At 61.8% G+C, this 25,211-nt stretch carries 33 protein-coding genes; 13 read left to right on the plus strand and 20 right to left on the minus strand.

What is annotated here, in order from left to right:
- Positions 1-20 precede the first annotated feature (20 nt).
- On the plus strand, positions 21-977 hold the full coding sequence (rlmF, locus tag ACF8K2_RS13070) for a 23S rRNA (adenine(1618)-N(6))-methyltransferase RlmF (protein ID WP_392465180.1): 957 nt from the start codon (positions 21-23) through the stop codon (positions 975-977).
- 50 nt (positions 978-1,027) lie between these two features.
- Here the strand turns inward: rlmF and ACF8K2_RS13075 are convergent, their stop codons facing one another.
- Positions 1,028-1,309: an HU family DNA-binding protein gene (locus ACF8K2_RS13075; protein WP_186554000.1), complete on the minus strand. Its 282-nt coding sequence runs from the start codon at positions 1,307-1,309 to the stop codon at positions 1,028-1,030.
- A 403-nt stretch (positions 1,310-1,712) separates the two neighbouring features.
- Here ACF8K2_RS13075 and yejK point away from each other — a divergent pair, with 403 nt between their 5' ends.
- The gene (yejK, locus tag ACF8K2_RS13080; RefSeq protein ID WP_186554001.1) at positions 1,713-2,720 is read left to right on the plus strand and encodes a nucleoid-associated protein YejK; all 1,008 of its coding nucleotides are present in this window, start codon (positions 1,713-1,715) and stop codon (positions 2,718-2,720) included.
- Here yejK and ACF8K2_RS13085 read toward each other — a convergent pair.
- From ACF8K2_RS13085 to ACF8K2_RS13100, 4 genes are all read right to left on the minus strand, one after another.
- Positions 2,701-3,015, minus strand: coding sequence for a GIY-YIG nuclease family protein (locus ACF8K2_RS13085; protein ID WP_264234872.1), 315 nt, complete (start codon positions 3,013-3,015; stop codon positions 2,701-2,703). The genes yejK and ACF8K2_RS13085 overlap by 20 nt on opposite strands.
- Before the next feature lie 41 nt (positions 3,016-3,056).
- A complete protein-coding gene (locus ACF8K2_RS13090) occupies positions 3,057-3,527 on the minus strand; it encodes a nuclear transport factor 2 family protein (protein WP_312153002.1) in 471 nt (156 codons plus the stop codon).
- Between the two features lie 165 nt (positions 3,528-3,692).
- Positions 3,693-4,973, minus strand: coding sequence for a CynX/NimT family MFS transporter (locus ACF8K2_RS13095; RefSeq protein ID WP_392465183.1), 1,281 nt, complete (start codon positions 4,971-4,973; stop codon positions 3,693-3,695).
- 14 nt (positions 4,974-4,987) lie between these two features.
- Positions 4,988-5,638, minus strand: coding sequence for a FadR/GntR family transcriptional regulator (locus ACF8K2_RS13100; protein WP_186554004.1), 651 nt, complete (start codon positions 5,636-5,638; stop codon positions 4,988-4,990).
- A gap of 143 nt (positions 5,639-5,781) precedes the next feature.
- On the opposite strand from ACF8K2_RS13100, the gene ACF8K2_RS13105 reads away from it, so the two are divergent.
- A complete protein-coding gene (locus tag ACF8K2_RS13105) occupies positions 5,782-5,931 on the plus strand; it encodes a hypothetical protein (RefSeq protein WP_186554005.1) in 150 nt (49 codons plus the stop codon).
- Between the two features lie 72 nt (positions 5,932-6,003).
- Here ACF8K2_RS13105 and hisC read toward each other — a convergent pair whose 3' ends face one another.
- From hisC to ACF8K2_RS13155, 10 genes are all read right to left on the minus strand, one after another.
- Positions 6,004-7,050 carry a histidinol-phosphate transaminase gene (hisC, locus tag ACF8K2_RS13110; RefSeq protein WP_392465185.1) on the minus strand — a complete coding sequence of 349 codons (1,047 nt, stop codon included), beginning with the start codon at positions 7,048-7,050 and terminating at the stop codon, positions 6,004-6,006.
- Between the two features lie 2 nt (positions 7,051-7,052).
- The gene (gene hisD, locus ACF8K2_RS13115) at positions 7,053-8,378 is read right to left on the minus strand and encodes a histidinol dehydrogenase (protein WP_312152997.1); all 1,326 of its coding nucleotides are present in this window, start codon (positions 8,376-8,378) and stop codon (positions 7,053-7,055) included.
- Positions 8,379-8,505: 127 nt separating this feature from the next.
- Positions 8,506-9,141, minus strand: a complete 636-nt coding sequence (gene hisG, locus ACF8K2_RS13120) for an ATP phosphoribosyltransferase (RefSeq protein WP_264234866.1) — start codon at positions 9,139-9,141, stop codon at positions 8,506-8,508.
- Between the two features lie 92 nt (positions 9,142-9,233).
- A complete protein-coding gene (murA, locus tag ACF8K2_RS13125) occupies positions 9,234-10,499 on the minus strand; it encodes a UDP-N-acetylglucosamine 1-carboxyvinyltransferase (protein WP_392465187.1) in 1,266 nt (421 codons plus the stop codon).
- 23 nt (positions 10,500-10,522) lie between these two features.
- Positions 10,523-10,762, minus strand: coding sequence for a BolA family protein (locus ACF8K2_RS13130; RefSeq protein ID WP_186554010.1), 240 nt, complete (start codon positions 10,760-10,762; stop codon positions 10,523-10,525).
- 117 nt (positions 10,763-10,879) lie between these two features.
- Complete coding sequence (locus ACF8K2_RS13135) at positions 10,880-11,182, minus strand: lipid asymmetry maintenance protein MlaB (protein WP_186554011.1); 303 nt, start codon at positions 11,180-11,182, stop codon at positions 10,880-10,882.
- Positions 11,179-11,832 (minus strand): phospholipid-binding protein MlaC, encoded by a 654-nt coding sequence (locus tag ACF8K2_RS13140; RefSeq protein WP_186554012.1) that lies wholly within the window; start codon positions 11,830-11,832, stop codon positions 11,179-11,181. The genes ACF8K2_RS13135 and ACF8K2_RS13140 overlap by 4 nt, the downstream gene beginning before the upstream one ends.
- Before the next feature lie 9 nt (positions 11,833-11,841).
- Complete coding sequence (gene mlaD, locus ACF8K2_RS13145; protein ID WP_186554013.1) at positions 11,842-12,336, minus strand: outer membrane lipid asymmetry maintenance protein MlaD; 495 nt, start codon at positions 12,334-12,336, stop codon at positions 11,842-11,844.
- Positions 12,336-13,133, minus strand: coding sequence for a lipid asymmetry maintenance ABC transporter permease subunit MlaE (gene mlaE / locus ACF8K2_RS13150; protein ID WP_186554014.1), 798 nt, complete (start codon positions 13,131-13,133; stop codon positions 12,336-12,338). The genes mlaD and mlaE overlap by 1 nt, the downstream gene beginning before the upstream one ends.
- A complete protein-coding gene (locus tag ACF8K2_RS13155; RefSeq protein ID WP_186554015.1) occupies positions 13,133-13,942 on the minus strand; it encodes an ATP-binding cassette domain-containing protein in 810 nt (269 codons plus the stop codon). The genes mlaE and ACF8K2_RS13155 overlap by 1 nt, the downstream gene beginning before the upstream one ends.
- Before the next feature lie 245 nt (positions 13,943-14,187).
- On the opposite strand from ACF8K2_RS13155, the gene ACF8K2_RS13160 reads away from it, so the two are divergent.
- From ACF8K2_RS13160 to ACF8K2_RS13205, 10 genes are all read left to right on the plus strand, one after another.
- Complete coding sequence (locus ACF8K2_RS13160) at positions 14,188-15,162, plus strand: SIS domain-containing protein (protein WP_392465189.1); 975 nt, start codon at positions 14,188-14,190, stop codon at positions 15,160-15,162.
- Positions 15,163-15,687 carry an HAD family hydrolase gene (locus tag ACF8K2_RS13165; RefSeq protein WP_186554017.1) on the plus strand — a complete coding sequence of 175 codons (525 nt, stop codon included), beginning with the start codon at positions 15,163-15,165 and terminating at the stop codon, positions 15,685-15,687.
- An 8-nt stretch (positions 15,688-15,695) separates the two neighbouring features.
- The gene (gene lptC, locus ACF8K2_RS13170) at positions 15,696-16,268 is read left to right on the plus strand and encodes an LPS export ABC transporter periplasmic protein LptC (protein ID WP_186554018.1); all 573 of its coding nucleotides are present in this window, start codon (positions 15,696-15,698) and stop codon (positions 16,266-16,268) included.
- On the plus strand, positions 16,255-16,779 hold the full coding sequence (gene lptA / locus ACF8K2_RS13175; RefSeq protein WP_186554019.1) for a lipopolysaccharide transport periplasmic protein LptA: 525 nt from the start codon (positions 16,255-16,257) through the stop codon (positions 16,777-16,779). The genes lptC and lptA overlap by 14 nt, the downstream gene beginning before the upstream one ends.
- Positions 16,780-17,505 (plus strand): LPS export ABC transporter ATP-binding protein, encoded by a 726-nt coding sequence (gene lptB / locus ACF8K2_RS13180; RefSeq protein WP_186554020.1) that lies wholly within the window; start codon positions 16,780-16,782, stop codon positions 17,503-17,505.
- Between the two features lie 184 nt (positions 17,506-17,689).
- Positions 17,690-19,183, plus strand: a complete 1,494-nt coding sequence (locus ACF8K2_RS13185) for an RNA polymerase factor sigma-54 (RefSeq protein ID WP_186554021.1) — start codon at positions 17,690-17,692, stop codon at positions 19,181-19,183.
- 78 nt (positions 19,184-19,261) lie between these two features.
- On the plus strand, positions 19,262-19,570 hold the full coding sequence (gene hpf, locus ACF8K2_RS13190) for a ribosome hibernation-promoting factor, HPF/YfiA family (RefSeq protein WP_023629086.1): 309 nt from the start codon (positions 19,262-19,264) through the stop codon (positions 19,568-19,570).
- Positions 19,571-19,582: 12 nt separating this feature from the next.
- Positions 19,583-20,047, plus strand: coding sequence for a PTS IIA-like nitrogen regulatory protein PtsN (ptsN, locus tag ACF8K2_RS13195; RefSeq protein ID WP_186554022.1), 465 nt, complete (start codon positions 19,583-19,585; stop codon positions 20,045-20,047).
- Positions 20,048-20,049: 2 nt separating this feature from the next.
- Complete coding sequence (rapZ, locus tag ACF8K2_RS13200) at positions 20,050-20,904, plus strand: RNase adapter RapZ (RefSeq protein WP_186554023.1); 855 nt, start codon at positions 20,050-20,052, stop codon at positions 20,902-20,904.
- Positions 20,905-20,924: 20 nt separating this feature from the next.
- Positions 20,925-21,197 (plus strand): HPr family phosphocarrier protein, encoded by a 273-nt coding sequence (locus tag ACF8K2_RS13205; RefSeq protein ID WP_186554024.1) that lies wholly within the window; start codon positions 20,925-20,927, stop codon positions 21,195-21,197.
- A gap of 45 nt (positions 21,198-21,242) precedes the next feature.
- On the opposite strand, the gene ACF8K2_RS13210 is transcribed toward ACF8K2_RS13205, so the two are convergent.
- Genes ACF8K2_RS13210 through ACF8K2_RS13230 form a run of 5 tightly spaced genes read right to left on the minus strand, consistent with a single transcriptional unit; the run spans position 21,243 to position 25,017 of the window.
- On the minus strand, positions 21,243-22,136 hold the full coding sequence (locus tag ACF8K2_RS13210; protein ID WP_186554025.1) for a ZIP family metal transporter: 894 nt from the start codon (positions 22,134-22,136) through the stop codon (positions 21,243-21,245).
- 11 nt (positions 22,137-22,147) lie between these two features.
- Positions 22,148-22,759 carry a superoxide dismutase gene (locus ACF8K2_RS13215; protein WP_392465193.1) on the minus strand — a complete coding sequence of 204 codons (612 nt, stop codon included), beginning with the start codon at positions 22,757-22,759 and terminating at the stop codon, positions 22,148-22,150.
- A 1-nt stretch (position 22,760) separates the two neighbouring features.
- Positions 22,761-23,222, minus strand: a complete 462-nt coding sequence (locus ACF8K2_RS13220; protein ID WP_186554027.1) for a hypothetical protein — start codon at positions 23,220-23,222, stop codon at positions 22,761-22,763.
- A gap of 24 nt (positions 23,223-23,246) precedes the next feature.
- Positions 23,247-24,623 carry a class II fumarate hydratase gene (locus tag ACF8K2_RS13225; protein WP_392465195.1) on the minus strand — a complete coding sequence of 459 codons (1,377 nt, stop codon included), beginning with the start codon at positions 24,621-24,623 and terminating at the stop codon, positions 23,247-23,249.
- The gene (locus tag ACF8K2_RS13230; RefSeq protein WP_186554029.1) at positions 24,616-25,017 is read right to left on the minus strand and encodes a FagA protein; all 402 of its coding nucleotides are present in this window, start codon (positions 25,015-25,017) and stop codon (positions 24,616-24,618) included. Before ACF8K2_RS13230 ends, ACF8K2_RS13225 begins: the two co-directional genes overlap by 8 nt.
- Positions 25,018-25,211 lie beyond the last annotated feature (194 nt).

Genomic DNA, 25,211 nt, shown 5'->3' on the forward strand with positions numbered 1-25,211 from the left:
GTTTTACACAGGACACCCCTATGACCGACAAACCCACCCTGCACCCGCGCAACCGCCACCAGGGCCGCTATGACTTCCCCAGCCTGATCAAGGCGCACCCGGACCTGGCCCGCTTCACCATCACCAACCCCTACGGCAAGCCCAGCATCGACTTCGCCAACCCTGAAGCGGTACGGGTGTTCAACCGCGCCCTGCTCAAGGCCCAGTACGGCATCCAGCACTGGGACATCCCAGCCGACTACCTGTGCCCACCGATTCCAGGCCGCGCCGATTACATCCACGTACTGGCCGACCTGCTTGCCGAAGACAATGCCGGCGAGATCCCGCGTGGCGCCCAGGTACGTGCCCTGGACGTTGGCGTAGGTGCCAACTGCATCTATCCGCTGCTCGGCCACAGCGACTACCGTTGGCGCTTCCTCGGCTCGGACATCGACCCGATAGCCCTGGCCTCGGCCAAAGCCATCGTCCAGGCCAACGGTCTCAATAAAGCCATCAGCCTGCGCCAGCAGAGCAACAGCAAGCACATCCTCAGCGGCTTGCTGCAGGCCGACGAACGCTTCGATATCACCCTGAGCAATCCGCCCTTCCACAGCTCGCGCGACGAAGCCACCCGCGGTAGTCAACGCAAATGGAAAAACCTCGGCAAGCAGGACCCCAAGCGCAAGCTGCCGGTGCTCAATTTTGGTGGGCAGAACAATGAGCTGTGGTGCGAAGGGGGCGAGATTCGCTTCGTCACCCAGTTGATCGCCGAGAGCGCTGCCTGTGGCCATCAGGTACTGTGGTTCACCAGCCTGGTGTCCAAGGCGAGCAATCTGCCAGGCATCGAAGCGGCCCTGAAGAAAGCTGCCGCCAAAGCGGTGCGGGTCATCGAGATGGGCCAAGGCCAGAAGCAGAGCCGCATGGTTGCCTGGAGCTTTCACGACGATGCCGCGCGCCAGGCCTGGCATGCCCAGCGCCAGGGTAAAACGCAGGCGTAAAAAAACCGCGTCCGGGCAAGCCGGGCGCGGTTTTACGCAAGCGTCGACAATTACTTGTTGACGGCGTCGGTCAGGACCTTGGCAGGTACGAACTTGACGACTTTCTTGGCAGCGATTTCGATGGCAGCGCCAGTCGAAGGGTTGCGGCCGGTACGGGCAGGACGCTCGGTGACTTTCAGCTTGCCGATGCCTGGCAGGGTGATCTCAGCGCCGTTTTCCAGCTGGTCAGCAACGATCTGGCCCAGTTGCTCCAGAGCATTGCGAGCGGTGGTTTTTGGCGCGTCGATTGCTTCGGCGATGTCGGCAATCAGTTGGTCTTTGGTCAGTGCCATTGTGGTGTTCCTTCCCTAAAAATTCAGAGGTTATGCAGCGTGCTACGTCGTTATCGGGCCAGCCCGAAACTGTCCGGCGGGCCGCGCCAATCGCGTATGTAGATACGAAAATCGGCGTTTGGTTCGACACGACGCAAGCGATCTGCCAGCAATGCGCCATTCAAGGGGCGCAAGACCGCGCAAAGCTACCACAGGAATAGATAAATATCCGCTGCCAGCTTGGTTTTTATGCAGGTTTTTCGGGGGTTTACCCCGAAAACGCAAAAAATCGAACAAAAAACGAACAACCGCCATTTACGCCAACTTCTGGCCACTGCATCACCCAATCTCTGGGTTAAACTGATCGACTTTGCACAGCGCACCCTTGGCCATCGCCACGCGTGCTCCAACCTCCGAGATTTCCATGCCAATCCGTCATTGCATCGTTCACCTGATCGACAAGAAGCCTGATGGCAGCCCCGCCGTGCTGCATGCACGGGATAACGAGCTGGGCGCATCGGACGCCATCGAAAACCTGCTGGCCGACCTCAACGACAGCTACAACGCCAAGCAAGGCAAGGCGTGGGGGTTGTTCCACGGCGAGTCCGGCGCCTACCCGTTCAGTGGCTGGCTCAAGCAGTACCTGAGTGAAGAAAAAGACTTCACCGCCTTCAGCCGGATCGCCGTCGAGCACCTGCAAAAACTGATGGAAGAGTCCAACCTCTCCACCGGTGGCCATGTGCTGTTCGCTCACTACCAGCAAGGCATGACCGAGTACCTGGCCATCGCCCTGCTGCACCACAGCGACGGCGTGGCGGTCAACGCCGAGCTCGACGTGACCCCCTCTCGCCATCTGGACCTGGGCCAACTGCACCTGGCGGCCCGGATCAACCTGTCCGAATGGCAGAACAACCAGGCTTCCAAACAGTACATCTCGTTCATCAAGGGCAAGAACGGCAAGAAGGTCTCGGAATACTTCCGCGACTTCATCGGCTGCCAGGAGGGCGTCGATGGCCCCGGCGAGACCCGTACCCTGCTCAAGGCATTCAGCGACTTCGTCGAAAGCGAAGACCTGCCTGAGGAGTCGGCGCGCGAGAAGACCCAGACCCTGGTCGACTACGCCACCAGCCAGACCAAGATGGGCGAGCCGGTCACCTTGGAAGAGCTTTCCAGCCTGATCGACGAAGACCGCCCCAAGGCGTTCTACGATCACATCCGCAACAAGGACTACGGCCTGTCGCCGGAGATTCCCGCCGATAAACGCACGCTCAACCAATTCCGCCGCTTCACCGGGCGCGCCGAGGGCCTGTCGATCAGCTTCGAGGCTCACCTGCTGGGTTCGAAAGTGGAATATGACGAAGAAGCAGGCACGCTGATCATCAAGGGCCTACCGACCCAGCTGATCGATCAGCTCAAGCGTCGCACCGACTAAGACCTGGCCAGGAGGCCACCAGCGCCTCCTTGGCAGACTTGCGCAGCTTCTTCACCAGCCGCTCCTGGCGCAACGCTTCGGCCTTGTCTGGCCATTGCTCGACATACACCAGCGCCTGCGCCGGGCTGGTCTTGAAGTAGCGCGCGCCCTGGCCTTTCTGGTGTTTGAGAAAACGCCGCTGTGGATCATCGCTGATGCCGCAGTACAGCGAGCCATTGGCGGCGCGCACCAAGTAGACGTACCAGGGCTTGGCAGACGGGGGGATGCCGGGCTGGGGGATAGCAGTCTCGCTCACGGTTGTATTCAAGCCAACGGAAAGGCGCCAAGCTTACCCGCTCAACGCGCCTGCTGAAACGCCCGCAAACCCTTGAACGCCTGTTGGCGAACCTTGTTCTGCAACATCGGCGACCAGCCCAGCAGCACCCCGGGCATGCCCAGGGCCTGGCGTGACCAGCGCCACAGGTCGAAGCTGTCGTGGTGCTGGCTGATCAAGCCGTCGCGAATGACGAAGCGTGCCTGGATATCGTTGATCACCACCCGGCCGGTCTGGCTGAACAGGTAGGTGGCCACCCAATGCGCGCAGCCGCTGTCCTGGTTGGCACGCACTTGATCGAAGGTCAGGCTGAAATCCTTGGCGCGAGTGGTGAGCAGACGCCACATGTCGCCGGCATCCTGGCCGCGCAAGGTGCCAAAGACCGGGTCGCTGAATTCGACATCAGCGCTGTAGCAGGCCACCATCGCTTCGGCATCGAGGCGCTGGAAGGCCTGGTAGAAACGGGTGATCAGGGCTTGGTTGGCGTCGCTCATGGGTGTGTCCGTCCTGGGGCTCAAGAGCTGAACGATAATCTGCGTTGCGGCGCAATGCCATGCCCATTTGAGTCATGAATGGTTTCTGCGTCGCCCCTATCGCGGGACAAGCCCGCTCTACGTGGGAGCGGGCTTGTCCCGCGATAAGGCCGGTACCGACAACCGCTAAACCCGCTCGCTGACCACTTGCACATGCTGCGCACGCCCGGCTTTCAGGCCAAATACAATCGCCCCGGTGCCCAGCACGGCAAAGATCCACCCCACCGCCGCCCAGCCGCCGGTCAGATCATGCACCAGGCCCACCGCGAACGGCCCCATCGAGGCCAGGGTGTAACCGACGCCTTGGGCCATGCTCGACAGGTTGGCAGCGACGTGCGCGTCTTTTGAGCGCAGCACGATCAGCGTCAGCGCCAAGGCAAAAGTACCGCCCTGCCCCAGGCCCAGTAGCACCGCCCAGCCCCACAGTCCTGACAGCGGCGCATACAGGCAGCCGAACAGGCCCGCCAAGGTCACCAACATGACGATCACGATGGCCAGCCGCTGATCCTTGCCACGCGTCGCCAGCCACGGCGCGCTCAGCGAACTGATCAACTGCACGATCACCGATCCCGACAGCACCAACCCGGCCTCGGTCGGGCTCAGGCCACGACCGATCAGGATCGACGGCAACCAACCGAAGACGATGTACGCCAACGACGATTGCAGGCCCATGTACAGCGTGACCTGCCAGGCCAGCGGGTCGCGCCACAGGCCGCGCACCTTATAGGCCACCTTGTGGGCGCCATGGCCCTGGCGTGCCTGCGGTAACCAGACCAGCATGGCCAACAACGCCGGGATCATCCAGAAGCCCAGGCCCATTGCCCAGCTCCCAGCAAAATGCTGGCTCAACGGCACCGTGGCGCCGGCGGCCATGGCCGCGCCCAGGCACAGCGCCATGGTGTAGACGCCGGTCAGTGTCCCGGCCTGCTGAGGGAAATCGCGCTTGACGATGCCAGGCAGCAATACCCCGATAATGCCGATGCTGGCGCCGGCCATCAGGCTGCCGAGGAACACCCCGATCGCGCCAAAAGCGCTGCGTATTACAATCCCCAAGGCCAAGGTCAGGAGAATGCCAAGGATCACCCGCTCGCTGCCAAAGCGGCGTGCCAGCACAGGTGCCAGCGGCGCGAACAGGCCCAGGCACAGCACCGGTAAGGTGGTCAGCAAACCTGCTGCCGAAGCACTCAGACCGAGCCCCTCGGACACCTGCCCCAGCACCGGCGCCATGCTCGACAAGGCCGGGCGCAGGTTCAGGGCCACCAGGACCAGGCCCAACAGCAGGAGCCAGGGGCGCCGCAGCACCACCGGTTGCTGTTGAACCTGCTCATCATCGGCCTCGGCGTCGATCAGCAGTTCATCGAGTTCCGGCTCATGGGCAGGGGAAGTGCGCGTCAGTTGTTCGGCCATGGGGCTTCTCGTTTTCAGGATTCGATAAGGGTCCGGCTCAGGCGCTTGGCCCGCTCCGGATCACGTTGCTCGATGGCGTCGAGGATCTGCTCATGCAGGTCGAACACCGACTGGCAGCGGGGGACGGCGCTCATGTTGCGCTGCAACGCTGCCGCGACCACGCCAGAGAAATAGCGGTACAGCTCACTCAGCGCTGGGTTGTGCGCAGCGTCGACCAGGCGCTGGTGGAACACCAGGTCACAGGCGATGTAGGCGTCGAGGTCGGCATGAAAGTGCGCCTCGCTGCCCTTGAGCGCCTCGCGCAGACCTTGCAAATCCGCTTCGCTGCGGCGCAGGGCCGCCAGGCCAATGGCTTCGGCCTCCAGAATATGCCGCGTCTCACGGGCCTGCTCCGGCGTGCAGCGGGACATCGCCTGCACGGCCTGCAATGGGTCTTGGGCGGTGCGCAGGTAGCTGCCATCGCCCTGGCGAATTTCCACCAAGCCACTGAACGCCAACACCCGCATCGCCTCGCGCACGGTATTGCGGCTGATGCCCAGCTCGGCGGCCAACTCAGGTTCGGTCGGCAGACGTTGACCCACCGTCCATACGCCGTCGAGGATGCGTTCACGCAGTTGCTCCACGGCCATTTCCACCAAGGAGCGACGGACTAATTCAGTTGCCATGCCCACTCACCCAATCATCCTACGAATTTTTACAGTCTACTCCAGCACGCTAACCACTGAAAACCACCTGGTAATTTTGCTAGTTGCGCGGCCGGAAGGGCTTTGTGACGCTTCGCCTACCGTTCGTCAGCGAGAAATGAGTGATGCGTGACCACAGAGGCCTGGCCATAGTGATTGCTTTGGTGGCCGTGACCGCGCTGGTGTTCAGCCTGGTGATACAAGGCCAACCCGCACAGACAAGGTCGCCGAAAACGCTATTCATCGGCATGGATGGCGCTGAGCTTGAGCGATGAAATGAAGGCGGGACAAAGGCAGTAACAACCCTACCGGCCGTTAACAGGCCGGTAGGTAGAGCGGGCGCGCGATCAGCTCAAGGCATCGATCAGCGCCTGGTTCATTTCCGGCGTGCCGATGGTGATCCGCAGGAACTGGGCGATGCGCGCTTGCTTGAAGTGCCGCACGATCACGCCTTGCTCGCGCAAACGTGCCGCAAGTTCTGCAGCGTCCTGCTGCGGATGACGGGCGAAAATGAAGTTGGCCGCCGATGGCAACACTTCGAAGCCTTTGCCCTGCAATTGCTCGACCAGCTGTTCGCGGCTGTCGATCACCTTGCGGCAGGTTTGTTCGAAATAAGCACGGTCTTCGAACGCTGCCGCCGCACCGACAATCGCCATGCGATCGAGCGGATAGGAGTTGAAGCTGTTCTTGATCCGCTCCAGCGCATCGATCAGGTCCGGGTGGCCAACCGCCAGACCAACCCGCAGGCCTGCCAGCGAACGCGACTTGGACAGGGTCTGGGTGACCAGCAGGTTGTCGTAGCGGTCGACCAGGCTGATGGCAGTCTCGCCGCCAAAATCGATGTAGGCCTCATCGACCACCACTACCGAGTCGGGATTGGCCATCAGCAGCTGCTCAACCACTGCCAGCGGCATCAAGCAGCCGGTTGGCGCGTTGGGGTTGGGGAAGATGATTCCGGCGTTGGGCTTTTTGTAGTCCTCAATGCGGATCTGGAACTGCTCATCCAGTGGCACCTGCTCGAAGGGGATGCCATACAAGCCGCAGTAAACTGGATAGAAGCTGTAGCTGACATCGGGGAACAACAGCGGCGCGCCGTGCTGGAACAGGCCGTGGAAGATGTGCGCGAGCACCTCGTCCGAACCGTTACCGACGAACACCTGCTGCGGCTTGACCCCATAGTACTCGGCGACCGCCTGCTTGAGCCGGTCGCCATTAGGGTCCGGGTACAGGCGCAGGTTGTCGTTCAACTCACCACGCATGGCCTCCAGCGCCTTCGGCGATGGGCCGTACGGGTTCTCGTTGGTGTTGAGCTTGACCAGCTTGGTCAGCTTCGGCTGCTCGCCCGGCACGTAAGGCACCAGGTCCTTGACGAAGGGGCTCCAGAATTTACTCATGCTCAGTTCCCCTTCTTGTCGGCAAGGATGCGGTATTCGGCGCTACGGGCGTGGGCAGTCAGCGACTCGCCACGGGCCAGCACCGAAGCCGTCTGGCCAAGCTCGGATGCGCCCTGCTCGGAGCAGAAGATGATCGATGAACGCTTCTGGAAGTCATACACCCCCAGCGGCGAGGAAAAGCGCGCAGTGCCGGAAGTTGGCAGGACGTGGTTGGGGCCTGCGCAGTAGTCGCCCAGGGCTTCGCTGGTGTGACGGCCCATGAAGATCGCGCCGGCATGGCGGATCTGCGGCAGCCAGGCCTGCGGGTCGGCCACCGACAGCTCCAGGTGCTCAGGCGCGATGCGGTTGGCCACTTCAATCGCCTGCTGCATGTCGCGCACTTGAATCAGCGCGCCACGGCCGTTGATCGATTTCTCGATGATCTCGGCGCGCTCCAGGGTCGGCATCAGTTTGTCGATGCTCGCCGCCACGCGGTCAAGGAACTCGCCATCGGGGCTAACCAGAATGGCCTGGGCGTCTTCATCGTGCTCGGCCTGGGAGAACAGGTCCATGGCGATCCAGTCCGGATCGGTCTGGCCATCGCAGACCACGAGAATTTCCGACGGGCCGGCAATCATGTCGATACCGACCTGGCCGAACACATGCCGTTTGGCGGTGGCGACATAGATGTTACCGGGGCCAACGATCTTGTCGACCTGCGGCACGCTCTCGGTGCCATAGGCCAGCGCCGCTACCGCTTGGGCGCCGCCGACGGTGAACACCCGGTCGACGCCGGCGATGCAGGCCGCAGCCAGCACCAGCTCATTGAGCTCACCGCGCGGAGTCGGCACCACCATCACCACTTCGGCAACGCCTGCAACCTTGGCCGGGATGGCGTTCATCAGCACCGACGAGGGGTACGAAGCCTTGCCACCTGGCACGTACAAGCCTGCGCGGTCCAGCGGCGTGACTTTCTGGCCGAGCACAGTGCCGTCAGCTTCGGTGTACTGCCAGGAGTCCTGCTTCTGCCGCTCGTGGTACATACGCACGCGATCGGCGGCCTTTTCCAGCGCTTGGCGCTGGGCCGGGGTAATGCGGGTCAGGGCCAGCTCCAGGCGCTCGCGGCCAAGGATCAGGTCATCGATGGAGGTGGCATTGACGCCGTCGAAACGCTGGGTGAACTCCACCAGCGCGGCGTCACCGCGTTCGCGCACCGCCTTGATGATGTCGAGCACACGCTGGTTGACCGCGTCATCGGACACACTCTCCCAGCTCAGCAGATGATCCAGATGTCGGGCGAAATCCGGATCAGCGGCGTTGAGACGGGCAATAGCAGTGGACACGGTCATGGCGAGGGCCTCGATTATTAGCGAATGCTCAGGCGCCCTAGGCTACCAGTCGATCCGCGCGGGCACCTGAGAAAAATTGGCTATGACGCGGATAGACGGGCGCGACAGCGAAGGTCGCGCGCAGGAATCAGCCGCGGTGTCGCGATTCGACCGCTTTGCGCAGCGTGTCGATCAGCGCCTGGATACGTGCGTGCTGCATCTTCATGGAGGCTTTGTTGACGACCAGGCGCGAGCTTACCGTGGCGATCAGGTCCTGGGGCTCCAGGCCGTTGGCACGCAGGGTATTACCGGTGTCGACCACGTCGATGATCTTGTCGGCGAGGTTGATCAGCGGGGCCAGCTCCATCGAACCGTACAGCTTGATGATATCGACCTGCCGGCCCTGCTCGGCGTAGTAGCGCTTGGCTACGTTGACGAACTTGGTGGCCACACGCAGACGGCCCTTGGGCTCGGGCGCACCGACCACGCCAGCGGTCATCAGCTTGCAGCGGGCGATTTGCAGGTCCAGCGGCTCGTACAGACCCTGGCCACCGTACTCCATGAGCACGTCCTTACCGGCCACCCCGAGGTCGGCGGCACCATGCTCGACATAGGTCGGCACGTCGGTGGCGCGCACGATCAGCAGGCGCACGTCGTCCTGGGTCGTGGGGATGATCAGCTTGCGGCTCTTGTCCGGATTCTCGGTCGGCACGATACCGGCCTCAGCCAGCAATGGCAGGGTATCGTCGAGGATTCGGCCTTTGGATAGCGCGATGGTCAACATGGAAAACGTCGGTCCTTAAGCGGCTATAGCCAGCCAGGTCGGTGACCTGGCTGCTTGAAATTCGGTAGGCGCATCCCTGCGCCTGTCACAGATTAACCCGGAACGCGGCGGATCTTGGCGCCGAGCATCTGCAGTTTTTCCTCGATGCACTCATAACCACGGTCGATGTGGTAGATGCGATCGATCAGGGTATCGCCTTCGGCGACCAGGGCCGACAGTACCAGGCTGGCGGAAGCGCGCAGGTCGGTAGCCATCACCGGTGCACCCTTGAGCGCTGGCACGCCAGTGACGATGGCGGTGTTGCCCTCGACCTGGATGTGGGCGCCCATGCGGTGCATTTCATAGACGTGCATGAAGCGGTTTTCGAAGATTGTCTCGATCACTGCGCCCGTGCCTTCGGCAATGGCGTTGAGCGAGATGAACTGCGCCTGCATGTCGGTTGGGAACGCTGGGTACGGCGCGGTGCGCAGGTTGACGGCTTTGGGCCGCTTGCCGTGCATGTTCAGCTCGATCCAGTCTTCACCGGTGGTGATGTCGGCGCCAGCTTCCTTGAGTTTCTCAAGGACCGCTTCGAGGATGGTCGGATCGGTGTCCTTGACCTTGACCCGGCCGCGAGTGACCGCAGCGGCCACCAGGTAGGTGCCGGTTTCAATACGGTCAGGCATGACCCGGTAGGTGGCCGGGTGCAGGCGCTCGACGCCATCAATGGTGATGGTGTCGGTGCCAGCGCCCTGGACGTTGGCGCCCATGGCGATCAGGAAGTTGGCCAGGTCGACCACTTCCGGCTCGCGCGCGGCGTTCTGCAGCACGCTGCGCCCCTTGGCCAGGGCGGCGGCCATCATGATGTTCTCGGTACCGGTGACGCTGACGGTATCGAAGAAGAAGTGCGCGCCACGCAGGCCGCCTTCAGGCGCCTTGGCCTTGATATAGCCGCCTTCGACTTCGATCTTCGCGCCCATGGCTTCCAGGCCGCGGATGTGCAGGTCGACCGGACGCGAGCCAATCGCGCAACCGCCAGGCAGGGCCACTTCGGCCTCGCCGAAACGGGCGACCATCGGGCCCAGCACCAGGATCGAGGCGCGCATGGTCTTCACCAGCTCGTACGGCGCGACCAGGGTCTTGATGGTGCGTGGATCGATTTCCACCGCCAGCTTCTCGTCGATCACCGGCTCAATGCCCATGCGACCGAACAGCTCGATCATGGTGGTGATGTCGTGCAGGTGCGGCAGGTTGCCGACGGTGACCGGGCCATCGGCCAGCAGGGTCGCTGCAAGAATCGGCAGGGCGGCGTTCTTCGCCCCGGAAATGCGGATCTCGCCATCAAGACGAGCGCCGCCAGTAATAATCAGTTTGTCCATAGGAATCTCGCCGCCAAGTAGGCTCAGGTGCGCTCAGCCCAGGCTGCGCTGCTGAAAAATTTCATGGTTACCGCGTGGATACTGCCATCGGCAATCCACGGATTCAGGTGAGCATAGATCGCCTGCTGACGCTTTACCGGGCTCTGGCCGGCCAGCTCGTCGCTGATCACGTTCAACTGGAAGTTGCAGCCTTCACCCTCAACTTCGACTTGGGTTCCCGGCAATTTCTCTTCAAGAAAACTCTTAACTTCTACGGCCTGCATGCTCAACCTCAATCGGCGCCCTGTGCGCGCGGGTCGGCCATCATACAAAAAAGCCCCTCGCCTGCGAAGCCCATGAACGGACACGCTGACCGAGGGGCCTTTCACCTTGTCGGGCAATCAGCCCGCCAATACTTCATCCAGGTCATAGACCTCGGCGATTTCGCGCATGTCATCGGGCATGCCGCGCAGCTCCCAGGACTTGCCAGCCGCCTGGGCATCACGCATGAACGCCAGCAGCAGGGACAAGCCAACGCTGCTGGACTTGACCACTTGCGAGCAGTCCAGGACCAGGCGTTGCTCGCCACTGGCGACGATCAGCGCCTTGCCTTCCTTGCGCAGGGCCGGGCCGCTGCGGTAATCCAGCACCCCGGCCAGGCGCAGAACGCCTGGTTCGGTCATGCTCACGCCGGCTTCGCTCATTGCACTTCCTTATCCGGCGAGCTGTCGGCGGTCTGCTTGGCCTTGGCGACTTCGCCAGCCCAGCCGTCGATGGTCTTGTCCAGATTGTTGCCGTTGCGCGACATGGCATCGGCGAACTGGTCACGGAACAGCTTGCCTATGTTGATGCCATTGACGATGACGTTACGCACTTTCCACTCGCCGCCCAGCTTGACCATGGTGTACTGGACGGGATAGACCGCGCCATTGTTGCCAGTGACCTTCATGCCAACGCTGGTGCGATCACCCTCTTCACCCTTGGCCGGGTCAACGGTGATGCCCTGGTTGTTGTATTCGAGCAAGGCATTGCCATAGAACTGCATCAGGCTGCGCTTGAAGTTTTCCTGGAAGCGCTGCATCTGCTCAGGCGTGGCCTTGCGCGAGTACTTGACGGTCATGATGCTCTTGGAGATGCCGTCAGCATCGACTACCGGGCCAAGGTTGCTGTTGAGCGCGTCGTAGAAGGCCTGGGGGCTGGCCTTGTACTGCTCCTTGTTGGCCTTCAGATCGCTCAGCAGTTGATTGGTGGTGGTCTGGATCACCTCACGGGCAGACTGCCCGGGGGCAGCCAGGGCCAGCAGGGGGAAGGCCGCCAGCAGGACCAACAGGCCGCGTCGCAGGATCGAGATCATGGAAACTCCTTAATTAGCTGGATTAGCTGGGGTGGCTTCTTTCGGTTCTTTGCCAACCGTATTGAGCAGGAACTTGCCAATCAGATCTTCCAGGACCAGCGCCGACTGGGTGTCATGGATAGTGCTGTCATCTTTGAGCACCTCTTCTTCACCGCCCACGCTGATGCCGATGTACTTCTCACCGAGCAAACCTGCGGTCAGGATCGAGGCAGTGGAGTCGACTGGCAGGTTGTCGACATTCTTGTCCAGCTGCAGGGTCACCCGACCGGTATAGGAATCACGGTCCAGATCGATGGCCGTGACCTTGCCGATGGTCACACCGGCCATGGTCACTTTAGCTCTGACCGTCAAACCGGCGATATTGTCGAAGTAGGCATAAACTTTATAGGTATCGCTGCTCGGGCTGGCGGACAGCCCGCTGACACGCAGGGCCAGCAGCAGCAACGCCAGGATCCCGGCCAGGAGGAACAGGCCGACACCGATTTCCAGGGTGCGGTTTTGCATCAGAAATCTCCAAACATCAAGGCGGTCAGAATAAAGTCCAGACCCAGGACTGCCAACGAGGCATAGACCACGGTCTTGGTGGTGGCACGGCTGATCCCTTCTGAGGTGGGCTCGCAGTCATACCCCTGGAATACGGCAATCCAGGTCACGACGAAGGCGAACACCAGGCTTTTCACCAGGCCATTGAGCACGTCGTCGGTAAAGGAAACGCTGTTTTGCATGTTGGCCCAGAACGAGCCCTCGTAGACGCCCAGCCAGTCGACCGCGACCCACGAACCACCCCAGATGCCGACCACGCTGAACAGCAGCGCCAGCAACGGCAGCGAGATGAAGCCAGCCCACAGGCGTGGCGCAACGATGTACTTGAGCGGGTCGACGCCAATCATTTCAAGGCTCGACAGTTGCTCGGTGGACTTCATGTTGCCGATCTCGGCAGTCAGCGCAGAACCGGCACGCCCGGCGAACAGCAAGGCGGTGACCACCGGCCCCAGCTCGCGCAGCAAGGTCAGCGCAACCATCTGCCCTACCGCTTGCTCGGAGCCGTACTTGGTCAGGATGCTGTAGCCCTGCAGCGCCAGCACCATGCCGATGAACACGCCGGAGACGACGATGATCGCCAGCGACAGCACGCCCACCGAATACAGCTGCTTGACCAGCAGCTGGAAGCCGCCGCCAATGCCGCCACGACCAATCAGAGAATGAAACAGGAACAGGCAAGAGCGCCCCAGCACCGCCACCACGTCGATGGCCGAGCGCCCGAGCAGGCGGATTCGTTCGAGTAAGGATCTTCTGCGCATCAACGCGTCCCCAGCAGATCGGCGCGGTAGTCAGGCGCAGGAAAGTGGAAAGGTACCGGGCCGTCAGGGTCGCCCTTCATGAATTGGCGGATACGCGGATTGTCCGAGCCCATCAGTTCGTCCGGCGTGCCCTGCCCCAGCACCTGGCCATCACCGACCACGTAGATGTAGTCGGCAATGCTCGCGGTCTCGGCCAGGTCATGGGAGACGACGATGCTGGTGATGCCCAGGGCATCGTTGAGCAGGCGGATCAGGCGCACCAATACGCCCATGGCGATCGGGTCCTGGCCGACGAACGGCTCGTCGTACATGAGAATCTGCGGATCCAGGGCAATAGCCCGGGCCAGGGCTACCCGGCGCTTCATGCCACCGGACAGTTCATCGGGCATCAGGTCGATGGCGCCGCGCAAGCCCACGGCCTGCAGCTTCATCAGGACGATATCGCGGATCATCTCTTCCGACAGCTGGGTATGCACCCGCAGCGGGAAGGCGACGTTCTCGAACACATCGAGGTCAGTGAACAGCGCACCGCTCTGGAACAGCACGCCCATCTGCTTGCGCGCATCGAACAGATCGCCGCGCGACAAGCTCGGCAGGTTCTGCCCGGCCACCCAGACTTCGCCACTCGAAGGCCGCAGCTGCGCGCCCATCAGGCGCAACAGGGTGGTCTTGCCGCACCCCGATGGCCCCATGATGCCAGTGACCTTGCCGCGCGGGATGCGGATGTCGACATTGCTGAAAATGCTGCGCGAACCGCGCTTGAAGGTAAGCCCCTTCAACTCGACCGCGTAGGCGCTATCCACACTCATCTAGACTCCTTGCAAAACAGCCTCGTCTCAATGGACGCCTGCCCTCATCGTGAAGGCACACGCGCCCCCCGCGGGCCGAATAGCGGCGAACTATAGCACCGCAGACAGGCCCGCCCCAAGGCCATCCACGCAGTGGTTCAGGCCAACGACAGGGTTGTGCAACATCCGTATGACAATCGAAGGATGAGCCTTTCGCACATTAGGGCTATAATCGCCGCCTTTTCATCAGGCATTGCTTCCCGAACATGAGCCAATCCAGCGAGCTGATCCAATCCGCCCAGCGTACCTTGCGCCTGGAACTCGAGGCCGTCGAGGGCCTGCTGGCCCGCATCGACGCCAATTTCGTCAAGGCCTGCGAGCTGATCCTGGCCAGCAAAGGCCGGGTCGTGGTGGTCGGCATGGGCAAGTCCGGGCATATCGGCAACAAAATTGCTGCCACCCTTGCCAGCACCGGCACGCCATCGTTCTTCGTCCATCCGGCCGAAGCCAGCCATGGCGACATGGGCATGATCACCCGCGACGATGTCATCTTGGCCCTGTCCAATTCCGGCAGCACCGCTGAAATCGTCACCCTGCTGCCGTTGATCAAGCGCCTGGGCATCCAGCTGATCAGCCTCACCGGCAACCCCGACTCGCCGCTGGCCCAGGCCGCCGAGGTCAACCTCGACGCGCGGGTCGAGCAGGAAGCCTGCCCGTTGAACCTGGCGCCAACCTCATCGACCACCGCTGCCCTGGTGCTGGGCGATGCGCTGGCGATCGCCCTGCTTGAGGCGCGCGGCTTCTCCGCCGAGGACTTCGCCTTCTCGCACCCTGGTGGCGCGCTTGGCCGTCGCCTGCTGCTGAAGGTCGAGAACGTCATGCACTCGGGGGACGAACTGCCCCAGGTGCAACGCGGCACCCTGCTCAAGGAAGCGCTCCTCGAAATGTCCCGCAAAGGCTTGGGCATGACCGTGGTCGTCGAACGTGACGGCACACTGGCCGGGGTGTTCACCGACGGTGACCTGCGCCGCAGCCTGGACCGCAACATTGACGTGCACACCACGCTGATCGACGACGTCATGACCGTGCACGGCAAGACCGCCCGCGCCGAGATGCTCGCCGCCGAGGCTTTGAAAATCATGGAAGACCACAAGATCGGCGCGCTGGTCGTGGTCGATCAGGATGACCGCCCAACCGGCGCCCTGAACATGCATGACCTGCTGCGCGCTGGAGTAATGTGAATGAGCCAAGATCTGCTGCAACGCGGCAAAGCCATCAAGCTGGCGGTGTTTGACGTCGATGGCGTATTGACCGACGGGCGCCTGTACTTCCTTGAAGACGGCAGCGAATTCAAGACTTTCAATACCCTCGACGGCCAGGGCATCAAGATGCTCATGAACTCGGGCGTGACCACGGCGATCATCAGTGGCCGCAAGACCCCGGTGGTCGAGCGCCGCGCCAAGAACCTGGGTATCCCCCACCTGTATCAGGGCCGGGAAGATAAACTGGTGGTTCTCGACGGCCTTCTGGCAGAACTGGGCCTAAGCTATGAACAGGTCGCCTATTTGGGCGATGACCTGCCTGACCTGCCGGTGATCCGCCGGGTAGCCTTGGGCATGGCCGTGGCCAACGCCGCACCGTTCGTTCGCCAGCACGCCCATGGGGTGACCCAGGCGCGCGGTGGCGAAGGCGCCGCCCGCGAGTTCTGTGAACTGATCATGCAGGCCCAGGGCACCCTGGACGCTGCCAACGCCAATTACCTGTAAGGCCGCACATGTTCAGCAAGAAAGCCAAAAACATCGCACTGTTCAGCGTGATCGCCGCGCTGCTGGTGGCGGTCGGCTACTGGAACATCAGCCCCGAGAGCTTTCTCGACAAGCCGGTGACCCAGGTCGATGAAAACGCCATCGACTATTACGCGATCAACGCCCATAGCGTGCAGTTCCTGCCTGACGGCAAGATGCAGTACGAAATGACTGCCGACAAGGTCGAGCACCTCAAGGCCAGCGAAGTCACCTTGGTGACCACCCCAGACCTGCACATGTACCGTGGCACCGCCTACCCATGGCACGTGCAGAGCGTGCGCGCCGAGGTCAATCCGGATGGCAGCGAGGTCGAACTGATCGACCAGGTTCGAGTGGCCCGCACTGACGAAAAGCAGCGCGAGACCATCATCACTACCACCCGCATGACGGTGTTCCCGCAGAAGCAATATGCGCAGACCGAGCAAGCCGTTAGAATCGACGGCGCCGGTGGCACAACTACGGGCAAAGGAATGAAAGCGTATTTGAAAGACGGCAGGATGGACCTGCTGTCCAACGTAAGAGGACAGTATGAGGCTCGTTAAAACCCTCCCCTTTTTGCTCAGCCTGAGCGCAGCACTGGGAAGCGCGAGCGCCTTGGCCCTGCCGAACGATCGTGACCAGCCAATTCGTATCCAGGCCGACGACGCTCACCTGGATGACAAGCAAGGCGTAGCTACCTACAAGGGCGATGTGATCATCACCCAAGGCTCGATGATGATCAAAGGCAACACCGTGACCATGACCCGTGCCGCCAATGGCGACATCGACGTGGTGACCTCGGTGGGCAACCTGGCCTACTTCGAACAGCAGCAGAGCGCCGCCAAGCCCGACAAGATGAAAGGCTGGGCTGTGACCATCCAGTACCAGGCGCAGAAAGACACGGTGATCCTCACCGACCGCGCCAAGGTCGAGAACGAAGGCAACACCACCGAAGGCGAGAAGATCGTCTACAACACCAAGTCCCAGGTGGCGACCGCCGGCCGTGGCGGCAATGTGTCCACGCCACGTCAGCGTATCGACATGGTGATCCAGCCGAAGAAGAAGGCCGAGTAAATGGCAACCCTCAAAGCCCAGCACCTGGCCAAGAGCTACAAGGGCCGCCAGGTGGTTCGCGATGTCAGCTTGTCGATCGACAGCGGCCAGATCGTCGGTCTGCTGGGGCCTAACGGCGCCGGCAAGACCACCTGCTTCTACATGATCGTCGGCCTGGTCCAGGCCGACCAGGGCCGCGTGCTGATCGACAGCAACGATGTCAGCCATCAGCCCATGCACGGTCGCGCACGCGCCGGCATTGGCTACCTGCCGCAGGAAGCCTCGATCTTCCGCAAGCTGTCGGTGGCCGACAACATCATGGCCATTCTCGAGACCCGCAAGGAACTCGACCGTGATGGCCGGCGCAAGGAGCTGGAAAGCCTGCTGCAGGAATTCCACATCAGCCACATCCGCGACAACCTCGGCATGAGCCTTTCCGGTGGCGAACGTCGCCGGGTCGAGATTGCCCGCGCCCTGGCGACCGCGCCGAAGTTCATCCTGCTCGATGAACCCTTCGCCGGTGTCGACCCGATTTCCGTGGGCGACATCAAGCAGATCATCCATCACCTCAAGGCCAAGGGTATCGGTGTACTGATCACCGACCACAACGTCCGCGAGACCTTGGATATCTGTGAAACCGCGTACATCGTCAACGATGGCCAACTGATCGCCGAAGGCGATGCCGAGACCATCCTGGCCAACGATCTGGTCAAGGAAGTTTACCTGGGTCACGAGTTCCGACTCTGACGCCCAGGCTTGCCTGAGCACTGTCAGACGCCAGTAAAACGGCCTCTGCCCGGCTTAAGTGCTACAGTGCTCTAGGCAAACGCTACAAATTAAGGCATATAACTTGCTTGAAATTGGCGCCGCGGCGCCCTTCGTGTAGTGGATGGCGCATGCGCGCCGGCGAACAAGGTATTAAGCCCCAGCCATGAAACCATCGCTCGTCCTAAAAATGGGCCAGCAACTGACGATGACCCCTCAGTTGCAACAGGCCATTCGTCTGCTTCAGCTCTCCACCCTGGACCTTCAACAGGAAATCCAGGAGGCGCTGGAATCCAACCCGATGCTCGAACGTCAGGAAGACGGCGAGGACTTCGACAACAGCGACCCGATGGCCGATAACGCCGAGAGCAAGCCGGCTGCCGAAGCTCAGGACAACAGTTTCCAGGAAAGCACCGTCTCCACCGAGAACCTCGAGGACGGCGAATGGAGCGAGCGCATCCCCAACGAATTACCGGTCGACACCGCCTGGGAAGATATCTACCAGACCAGTGCCAGCAGCCTGCCCAGCAACGATGACGACGAGTGGGATTTCACCACTCGCACCTCTGCTGGCGAAAGCCTGCAAAGCCACCTGCTGTGGCAACTGAACCTGGCGCCGATGTCCGACACCGACCGCCTGATAGCGGTCACCCTGATCGACAGCATCAACCAGCAGGGCTACCTGGAAGACACCCTCGAGGAAATCTGCGCAGGGTTCGACCCGGAGCTGGATATCGAACTCGATGAGGTCGAGGCAGTTCTGCACCGCATCCAACAGTTCGAGCCAGCCGGCGTCGCCGCGCGCACCCTGGGCGAATGCCTGCTGCTGCAACTGCGCCAACTGCCCGGCAACACGCCGTGGATGGCCGAGGCCCAGCGTCTGGTCACCGACTTCATCGACCTGCTCGGCAGCCGCGACTACAGCCAGCTGATGCGCCGCATGAAGCTCAAGGAAGACGAGCTGCGCCAGGTCATCGAACTGGTACAGACCCTCAACCCACGCCCAGGCTCGCAGATCGAATCCAGCGAACCTGAGTACGTGGTGCCCGACGTGATCGTGCGCAAGGACAGCGAGCGCTGGCTGGTCGAGCTGAACCAGGAAGCCATCCCACGCCTGCGGGTCAACCCGCAGTACGCAGGTTTCGTGCGCCGCGCCGACACCAGCGCCGACAACACCTTCATGCGCAATCAGCTGCAGGAAGCGCGCTGGTTCATCAAGAGCCTGCAAAGCCGCAACGAGACCCTGATGAAGGTCGCCACGCAGATCGTCGAGCACCAGCGCGGCTTCCTCGACCATGGCGACGAGGCGATGAAACCGTTGGTTCTGCATGACATCGCCGAAGCGGTGGGCATGCACGAGTCGACGATTTCCCGGGTTACCACCCAGAAATACATGCACACCCCGCGTGGCATCTACGAACTGAAATACTTTTTCTCAAGCCACGTGAGCACCGCCGAAGGCGGCGAATGCTCGTCTACGGCGATCCGCGCGATCATCAAGAAATTGGTTGCGGCGGAAAATCAGAAAAAGCCATTGAGTGACAGCAAGATCGCTGGTTTACTGGAGGCACAAGGCATCCAGGTAGCCCGTCGCACCGTCGCCAAGTACCGCGAGTCGCTCGGCATCGCACCGTCGAGTGAACGCAAGCGACTGATGTAGCCCCGGGATGTGCCACAGCGTTTGTGTGGCAGGTGCAATACCTGCCTCTTTATGCACGGGCAACAAAGGAGAAGCTGTATGCAAGTCAACATCAGTGGACAGCATGTAGAAGTTACCCAACCTCTTCGCGACTATGTGCTTGAAAAGCTCGCCCGCGTGGAGGGTCACTTCGACAAGATCACCAACGTGACGGTGATCATGAAGGTTGAAAAGCTTCAGCAGAAAATTGAAGCGACCCTGCAGATTCCCGGCGGCGAAGTGGTTGCCAATGCCGAACACCAAGACATGTATGCAGCGATCGATGCTCTGGCTGACAAGCTCGACCGCCAATTGAAAAAACATAAGGAAAAACAGCAAAGCCTGCTGCAAGGTGCAGCCGCCCGCTGATCCCCCTCATCCATGATCCGACTTGAAACCATCCTGACCCCCGGCCGTTCCCTCGTGAACGTGCCGGGCGGCAGTAAAAAGCGCGCCCTGGAAAAGGTCGCCAACGTGATTGCCGAGCAAATCCCCGAGCTGGAGATGCAGGACGTCTTCGAGAAGCTTATCGCCCGCGAAAAGCTTGGCTCCACCGGATTTGGCAATGGCATCGCCATTCCTCACTGCCGCCTCGAAGGCTGCACGGCGCCGGTCAGTGCGCTGCTGCACCTGGATGCCCCTATCGACTACGATGCCATCGATGGTGCGCCAGTGGACTTGCTGTTCGTCCTGCTGGTACCCGAAGCTGCCACCGATGCCCACCTTGAGCTGCTGCGCCAGATTGCCAGCATGCTCGATCGCGAGGACGTTCGTAAGCGCCTGCGTGCTGCTGACAGCAACGAGGCCCTCTACCAGGTCGTCCTGGACGTACAAAACGGGAGCTGAACATGCGCCTGATCATCGTCAGCGGCCGTTCCGGTTCCGGCAAGAGCACTGCCCTTGCCGTGCTGGAAGACAACGGCTATTACTGCATCGACAACCTCCCCGCCGGGTTGCTGCCGCAGCTGGCGGAAAATGCGCTGATCAACACCGAACTGATGCAACCCAAGGTTGCCGTGTCGATCGACGCGCGTAACCTGCCCAGCCATCTGTCGCGCTTCCCAGAGCTGCTCGAAGAGGCGCGCGCGCGGCACATTCAATGCGACGTACTGTATCTGGACGCCGACGAAGACACGCTGCTCAAGCGCTTCTCCGAGACGCGCAGACGCCATCCGCTGACCAACGCCGATCGCTCTCTCGCTGAAGCGATCCGGGTTGAAAGCGAACTGCTCGGGCCGATCGCCGACTTGGCCGACCTGAAGATCGACACCACCAACCTCAACCTTTACCAGCTGCGTGACTCGATCAAGCTGCGCCTGCTCAACCAACCCGAGCCTGGCACGGCTTTTTTGGTTGAGTCCTTTGGCTTCAAGCGGGGCATGCCGGTTGATGCCGACCTGGTGTTCGATGTGCGCTGCCTGCCTAACCCGTACTGGAAGCCAGAGCTGCGTGAGCATTCCGGCCTCGAACAGCCGGTGATCGATTATTTGGCTGCACAGCCCGATGTCGAGGAGATGTACCAGGATATCTCCAGCTACTTGCTCAAATGGCTGCCACGCTTCGCCGCCAGCAACCGCGCCTATGTCACTATCGCTATCGGCTGCACGGGTGGTCATCACCGCTCGGTGTACCTGACCGAACGCCTCGGCCAGTCGCTGCAGCAAACCCTGAAAAACGTCCAGGTCCGCCACCGCGACCTCTAGCCCACAGGATCCACCCAACGATGCCCGCCCGCGAAATCACCATCATCAACAAGCTGGGGCTGCATGCCCGGGCGGCGGCAAAGTTCGTCGGCGTGGCCGGGCGCTACCCGTGCCAGGTGAGGGTTGGCCGCGCGCCAGACAAACTGGTCGATGGCAAAAGCATCATGGCCGTGATGATGCTCGCCGCAGGTAAAGGCACCCAAGTGCACCTGCATACCGAGGGCGAGCAGGACCACGATGCCCTTGAAGCGCTGGTGGCGCTGATCAACAACTATTTCGACGAAGGCGAGTAAGACGCTGAAGAACGTCGGGGCCGTAAAGCGGCCCCAAGAACTAAATCACGCCATCGCCGTATCCATCACCATCATCAGGCAGAAGCCAATACACAGCCCCAAACTGGCCAGACGATGATGGCCATTGCTGCGCGATTCCGGAATGATCTCCTGGGTCACCACCAGCAACATCGCCCCCGCCGCGCAGGCCAGGCCCAACGGCAACAGCAGTTCAGCGACATTGACCAGCCAGGCGCAAATCACCGCCGCCAATGGCTCGACCAGCCCAGAAGCGGCGCCGATCAAGAACGCCTTGAACCGCGACATCCCCGCCCCCGCCAAGACCAAGGCGATCACTAGCCCTTCAGGCACATCCTGCAAGGCGATGCCCATGGCCAGGCTGTCGGCATCGGCCATACCGCCCCCCGCCGACACGCCAATGGCCATGCCTTCGGGAATGTTGTGGGCAATGATGGCGATGACGAACAGCCAGATCCGCGCGGCGATCACCGGCTGATTGTCGCTGCCGACCAAGGCTTCCGGCGATGCGCCGGAGACTTTCAGGTCGACCAGAAACAGGCACAAAGCACCGAACAACAGGCCAAAACTGATCACGCCACCGGCGCCCCAAGGGCTGAAACCGATGGCCTGGGCCGCATCCAGGCCGGGGATAATTAGCGAGAATGCAGTGGCCGCCAGCATCACCCCGGCGCCAAAACCAAGCAATGTGTCCGCCAGGGCAACCGGCATGTTGCGGATGACCAACACCGGTACTGCGCCCAGCGCCGTGCCCAATGCACACAATGCGCCGCCCTCCAGGGCCCGCAGCATGCGCGGTTCCAGGTCCAACCAGTCGATGCCACGCGCAACCAGCAGCGCGGTGCCGACCAGCAACAGCAAAGTCCCTAGCGCCAGTCGAAACAGGCGCACACTGCTGACAGACATCACCTCTGAGCGCATACCGGGTCAACTCACTTCAGGGCTTCAAGGTAACGGCGTTCCACTTCAGCCCAATCGACGACGTTGTAAAACGCACCGATGTATTCCGGACGGCGGTTCTGGTACTTGAGGTAGTAAGCGTGCTCCCAGACGTCCAGGCCGAGGATCGGCGTGTTGCCGTACATCAGCGGGCTGTCCTGGTTGCCGCTGCTTTCCACGACCAGCGTGTTCCCGGGGGTCACGCTCAACCAGGCCCAGCCGCTGCCAAAGCGGGTCAGGGCGGCCTTGGTGAAGGCGTCTTTGAATGCCTCGAAACCACCTAGCTGCTCATCGATGGCCTTGGCCACCTGACCCTGTGGCAAACCGCCGCCCTTGGGCGACATCACCGTCCAGAACAAGCTGTGGTTAGCATGACCACCGCCCTGGTTGATCACTGCGCCCTGCAGCTTTTCCGGCAGTTGCTTGACCGCACCCACCAGTTGCTCAACCGGCCATTCGGCCCACTCGGTGCCTTCGATGGCGGCATTGAGGTTGTTGATGTAGGTCTGGTGGTGCTTGCTGTGGTGGATCTCCATGGTCTGGGTATCGATGTGCGGCTCCAGCGCATCGTAGGCGTAAGGCAAGGCAGGCAAGGTATGCGGCATGTCAGTGGATTCCATAGGCTAATGGGCGATGAGTGACGTCCACCTGGGCAGCCAGTTCGCTCGCCTCAGGTGCGTGGCGATTGAGCAGGCGCTCGGTGCGCGGGTACTGGCCGTACTCGGCAATGAAGTTCAGCAGCTCGGTGTAGGTACGCCCGCTGTGACGCAGCGCTGCGTCACGCAAGGCCTGGGGCAGGCGCGCCTCCTGGCTGGCCTGGAGCAGCCGCTGATGCGCGGCGCACAGGTAATCGGCGCTCTCGTGCGGCTGGTTCAGGCGCAGGTGCAAATCGGCCAGGTTGTGGTGGGCGATGACGAAAGCGGCGACCGCTTCGTCGACGTCATGCCAGCGCTCGAGCAGCACCTGGGCCAGGGCCAGGGCTTGTAGGTAATGTTCCCGGGCATCGACCAGCTCGCCTTGTTCGAACAAGCGATTGGCGTAATCCGTGGTGCGTTTCCAGTGCTGCATGACGTGCCTCCAGGGCGACTCTGATCAGATGCCGCCAGCAGTGAGTTTTTCCGGATCGAGCAGCGCTTGGAGCTGATCGCGGGACAGGTCGGTGTGCTCCAGCGCCACATCGATGATCGGTCGACCTTGCTTGTAGGCGGTCTTGGCAATCTCGGCGGCCTTCAGGTAACCGATGATCGGGTTCAGCGCGGTAACCAGGATCGGATTGCGCGACAGCGCTTGCTTGAGCTTGGCGTCGTTGACCTTGAAACTGGCAATGGCCTTGTCGGCCAGCAGGCGGCTGGCGTTGGCCATCAGCTCGATGCTTTCCAACAGGTTGCGGGCGATGACCGGCAGCATCACGTTCAGCTCGAAGTTGCCTGACTGGCCGGCGACGGCGATGGTGGCGTCGTTGCCGATCACTTGCGCGGCGACCATGGCAGTGGCTTCCGGAATCACCGGATTGACCTTGCCCGGCATGATCGAGGAGCCCGGCTGCAGCGCCTCCAACTCGATCTCACCGAGGCCAGCCAGGGGGCCGGAGTTCATCCAGCGCAGGTCGTTGGCGATCTTCATCAGCGCCACGGCAGTGGTCTTGAGCTGGCCAGACAGGGCGACGGCAGTATCCTGCGAGCCGATCAGTGCGAACAGGTTGTCACCTGGGGTGAATTCAACGTGGGTCAGGCCGCTGAGCTGGCGGGCAAAACCTGCCGCGAACTGCGGGTGGGCGTTGATCCCGGTGCCCACGGCGGTGCCGCCTTGCGCCAGCGCTTGCAGGCTCGGCAGGGTGGCTTCGATATGCGCCTGGGCCGCTTTGACTTGCGCGCCCCAGCCGCCGAGCACCTGGCTCATGCGCACCGGCATGGCGTCCATCAGGTGGGTCCGGCCGGTCTTGACGTACTGGTGTACCTCAGCGGCCTTGGCATCGATCACCTGGACCAGGTGGCGCAAGGCTGGCAACAGCTGCTCATGCAGGGCCAGTGCCGCGCTGACGTGGATGGTGGTGGGGATGATGTCGTTGCTGCTCTGCCCGCAGTTGACGTGGTCGTTGGCATTGACCTGCTCGCCCAGCACACGGCTGGCCAAGGTCGCGATCACCTCGTTGGCGTTCATGTTCGAGCTGGTGCCGGAGCCGGTCTGGTAGACGTCGACCGGGAAGTGCTGGATGAAGTCCTCGGTCAGCAGTTGCTCGACGGCCTTGACGATGGCCTGGCCTTGCGCCGGGGAGAGCTGTTCCAGCTCGACGTTGGCCTTGGCCGCCGCGGCCTTGGCCAGCAGCAGCGCGCGGATGAACTGAGCCGGCATGCGCTGGCCGCTGATCGGGAAGTTGTCGACCGCGCGCTGGGTTTGGGCGCCGTACAGGGCCTGAACCGGCACCTGCAGTTCACCCATGCTGTCACGCTCGATACGGGTATCACTCATCATCAAATCCTTGCATCAGTTCATCGGGAGAAATCGAAGGTAGCAACACACAATTGGCCAATTGCAGGGCATAAGGTTGCCACCTGAGGTTTTGCTCGCGGCGGTCGAGGTTGCGCAGGTCGAGCAGTGGTCGCCAGGCCTGGTCCAGGCACTGGCAGCGCCAATGCCATGGCAGCATGCGATCGCAGGCGGTATCGAGCAGCAGGCGGAATGAGGTCAGGGCGACCGTCCATGGCGAGGTCTCGGTGCAGCACACCAGATAGCGACCTTCGGCCAAGTAGTGCTCGATCAGACGCGGCTCGTCGGGTTCGAGGGCGCAGCGAATACGCCGGCTGAGCCAGCGCCAGTTTTCCAGGTAGGGCAACTCGTGGAGGACGGTTTTCATGAACATCATCGCCGGGTGCTTGGATAATGATATTCATTATTAAGTGATAAATAGAATCACTTCAAGTGCAGAGCGATAAACAAAAAACCCGGCGCGATGGCCGGGTTAGGGTCTGATACTCAAGGAAAACGTGGGAGCGGGTTTGCCACCGCGATAGTGAACGCTTTGCTGACGAGGTCGTTTGAGCGGACGCCATCGCGGGG

Source organism: Pseudomonas sp. xss_2 (assembly GCF_043104195.1).
In the GTDB taxonomy this organism is placed as follows: Bacteria; Pseudomonadota; Gammaproteobacteria; order Pseudomonadales; family Pseudomonadaceae; genus Aquipseudomonas; species Aquipseudomonas urmiensis.

Coding starts and splice junctions, on each gene's coding strand:
- hisD (WP_312152997.1), bottom strand. CDS start 8,378: ATGACCGTGTCCACTGCTATTGCCCGTCTCAACGCCGCTGATCCGGAT.
- lptC (WP_186554018.1), top strand. CDS start 15,696: ATGTTCAGCAAGAAAGCCAAAAACATCGCACTGTTCAGCGTGATCGCC.
- hpf (WP_023629086.1), top strand. CDS start 19,262: ATGCAAGTCAACATCAGTGGACAGCATGTAGAAGTTACCCAACCTCTT.
- mlaD (WP_186554013.1), bottom strand. CDS start 12,336: ATGCAAAACCGCACCCTGGAAATCGGTGTCGGCCTGTTCCTCCTGGCC.
- mlaE (WP_186554014.1), bottom strand. CDS start 13,133: ATGCGCAGAAGATCCTTACTCGAACGAATCCGCCTGCTCGGGCGCTCG.
- ACF8K2_RS13165 (WP_186554017.1), top strand. CDS start 15,163: ATGAGCCAAGATCTGCTGCAACGCGGCAAAGCCATCAAGCTGGCGGTG.
- ACF8K2_RS13135 (WP_186554011.1), bottom strand. CDS start 11,182: ATGAGCGAAGCCGGCGTGAGCATGACCGAACCAGGCGTTCTGCGCCTG.
- yejK (WP_186554001.1), top strand. CDS start 1,713: ATGCCAATCCGTCATTGCATCGTTCACCTGATCGACAAGAAGCCTGAT.
- ACF8K2_RS13095 (WP_392465183.1), bottom strand. CDS start 4,973: ATGGCCGAACAACTGACGCGCACTTCCCCTGCCCATGAGCCGGAACTC.
- ACF8K2_RS13100 (WP_186554004.1), bottom strand. CDS start 5,638: ATGGCAACTGAATTAGTCCGTCGCTCCTTGGTGGAAATGGCCGTGGAG.
- ACF8K2_RS13230 (WP_186554029.1), bottom strand. CDS start 25,017: ATGATGTTCATGAAAACCGTCCTCCACGAGTTGCCCTACCTGGAAAAC.
- ACF8K2_RS13075 (WP_186554000.1), bottom strand. CDS start 1,309: ATGGCACTGACCAAAGACCAACTGATTGCCGACATCGCCGAAGCAATC.
- murA (WP_392465187.1), bottom strand. CDS start 10,499: ATGGACAAACTGATTATTACTGGCGGCGCTCGTCTTGATGGCGAGATC.
- hisC (WP_392465185.1), bottom strand. CDS start 7,050: ATGAGTAAATTCTGGAGCCCCTTCGTCAAGGACCTGGTGCCTTACGTG.
- ACF8K2_RS13160 (WP_392465189.1), top strand. CDS start 14,188: ATGAGCCAATCCAGCGAGCTGATCCAATCCGCCCAGCGTACCTTGCGC.
- ACF8K2_RS13185 (WP_186554021.1), top strand. CDS start 17,690: ATGAAACCATCGCTCGTCCTAAAAATGGGCCAGCAACTGACGATGACC.
- ACF8K2_RS13090 (WP_312153002.1), bottom strand. CDS start 3,527: ATGAGCGACGCCAACCAAGCCCTGATCACCCGTTTCTACCAGGCCTTC.
- ACF8K2_RS13105 (WP_186554005.1), top strand. CDS start 5,782: ATGCGTGACCACAGAGGCCTGGCCATAGTGATTGCTTTGGTGGCCGTG.
- hisG (WP_264234866.1), bottom strand. CDS start 9,141: ATGTTGACCATCGCGCTATCCAAAGGCCGAATCCTCGACGATACCCTG.
- ACF8K2_RS13225 (WP_392465195.1), bottom strand. CDS start 24,623: ATGAGTGATACCCGTATCGAGCGTGACAGCATGGGTGAACTGCAGGTG.
- ACF8K2_RS13140 (WP_186554012.1), bottom strand. CDS start 11,832: ATGATCTCGATCCTGCGACGCGGCCTGTTGGTCCTGCTGGCGGCCTTC.
- ACF8K2_RS13205 (WP_186554024.1), top strand. CDS start 20,925: ATGCCCGCCCGCGAAATCACCATCATCAACAAGCTGGGGCTGCATGCC.
- ACF8K2_RS13210 (WP_186554025.1), bottom strand. CDS start 22,136: ATGCGCTCAGAGGTGATGTCTGTCAGCAGTGTGCGCCTGTTTCGACTG.
- ptsN (WP_186554022.1), top strand. CDS start 19,583: ATGATCCGACTTGAAACCATCCTGACCCCCGGCCGTTCCCTCGTGAAC.
- ACF8K2_RS13130 (WP_186554010.1), bottom strand. CDS start 10,762: ATGCAGGCCGTAGAAGTTAAGAGTTTTCTTGAAGAGAAATTGCCGGGA.
- ACF8K2_RS13220 (WP_186554027.1), bottom strand. CDS start 23,222: ATGCAGCACTGGAAACGCACCACGGATTACGCCAATCGCTTGTTCGAA.
- rlmF (WP_392465180.1), top strand. CDS start 21: ATGACCGACAAACCCACCCTGCACCCGCGCAACCGCCACCAGGGCCGC.
- rapZ (WP_186554023.1), top strand. CDS start 20,050: ATGCGCCTGATCATCGTCAGCGGCCGTTCCGGTTCCGGCAAGAGCACT.
- ACF8K2_RS13155 (WP_186554015.1), bottom strand. CDS start 13,942: ATGAGTGTGGATAGCGCCTACGCGGTCGAGTTGAAGGGGCTTACCTTC.
- lptA (WP_186554019.1), top strand. CDS start 16,255: ATGAGGCTCGTTAAAACCCTCCCCTTTTTGCTCAGCCTGAGCGCAGCA.
- lptB (WP_186554020.1), top strand. CDS start 16,780: ATGGCAACCCTCAAAGCCCAGCACCTGGCCAAGAGCTACAAGGGCCGC.
- ACF8K2_RS13215 (WP_392465193.1), bottom strand. CDS start 22,759: ATGCCGCATACCTTGCCTGCCTTGCCTTACGCCTACGATGCGCTGGAG.